This window comes from Campylobacter concisus, from assembly GCF_002913865.1.
In the GTDB taxonomy this organism is placed as follows: domain Bacteria; phylum Campylobacterota; class Campylobacteria; order Campylobacterales; family Campylobacteraceae; genus Campylobacter_A; species Campylobacter_A concisus_AM.
In genome coordinates, this window is sequence record NZ_POYX01000154.1 from 1 (window position 1) to 1094 (window position 1094).

Annotated in this window: 2 protein-coding genes; both read right to left on the reverse strand. The window is 27.1% G+C overall.

Annotated elements, in window-relative coordinates; translation table 11 throughout:
• Positions 1 to 376 precede the first annotated feature (376 nt).
• The gene (locus CYP77_RS09830) at positions 377 to 652 is read right to left on the reverse strand and encodes a hypothetical protein (RefSeq protein WP_141090573.1); all 276 of its coding nucleotides are present in this window, start codon (positions 650 to 652) and stop codon (positions 377 to 379) included.
• 15 nt (positions 653 to 667) lie between these two features.
• Complete coding sequence (locus CYP77_RS09835) at positions 668 to 1012, reverse strand: hypothetical protein (protein WP_103567158.1); 345 nt, start codon at positions 1010 to 1012, stop codon at positions 668 to 670.
• Between the last annotated feature and the right edge of the window lie 82 nt (positions 1013 to 1094).

A 1094-nucleotide genomic window follows, 5' to 3' on the forward strand; every position in this document is an offset into this window, starting at 1 on the left:
CTTTTATTCTATTTGGATATGAGATTTATTGTATTTCTAAAGATTTTCATAGTATTCTATTTTAAATTTTAGTCAGGTTTTGATATTTTTGATACCATTTGTAAAATTTTTTAGAATTTCTCCAAATTTTATGACTTTATATTTATTTTTCATGATTTTCATAGTAGCTACTACTCTTTTATATAAGCTGTAGTATAATTTATTTTTAGTCATAGTTATATTTAAAATCCTAGATAAAACCAATTTTTAATATTTTTGTTTTGCTGTTATATAAGTAATTAAATCCTAATTTATAAGAACTTGTATAGTTTGATTGATCAATCATGGAATTAGAATAAAAAGTTATACTTAACTTATTAGTTTTATAGTCACGAATTTATTTTAATTTATTGTTATTTTTTATACATTTTGCACGAAGTTCGTCACTTAAAAACTCTTGTTTAATCTCACAAAGCTCTATTTCTTGGTAGCTCTCACCAAATGCTTTTGGGTTGACAAGTAAATTCATATAGTACTTTGCAGAATAAAGGCTTTTTAGATTCTGCTGTACAAAGAAATTATCAAGTCCAGCAAATTCATCATCATATTGTCTTATCTTTTCAAGGATACTTACGATCGGATGTTTGTCCATCTTTTCTGATTTAGTCAGCACAGTGTGTAGGCTTTTTCAAAAGTCGTCTTTGGCGATAATATATTGTTTGTATGATTCGTTTCCAAAAAGTGCTATTTTCTCGGCTTTTTTAGTCTCTTCTGGGCTATTATTCTCGATATACCCAAGTTTATTTTGTATTATAAAAAGCTCATTTGTGTGTCCACAAGAAGCATCTTTGCAAACTCTTAAATTCTTGTATCCTTGTAATGTCTTAAGATAATCATTTCCAGACATGGCAAGTTTTAAAAGATAAGACACTCTGTCATTCCATTTTTGTAAGTAGAGTCTGTCTAATGTTTTTTGATTTTTACCATCAGTTTCTATATATGTTGCAGCATATTTTATCCGTTCAGTTGCCAAAAAAAGTATCTAAAAATTCTTTTTGTTTTTCCGAAGACAGACGTTTTAATTCGGTTAAATTTGTAATTTTCTCTTGTAACTC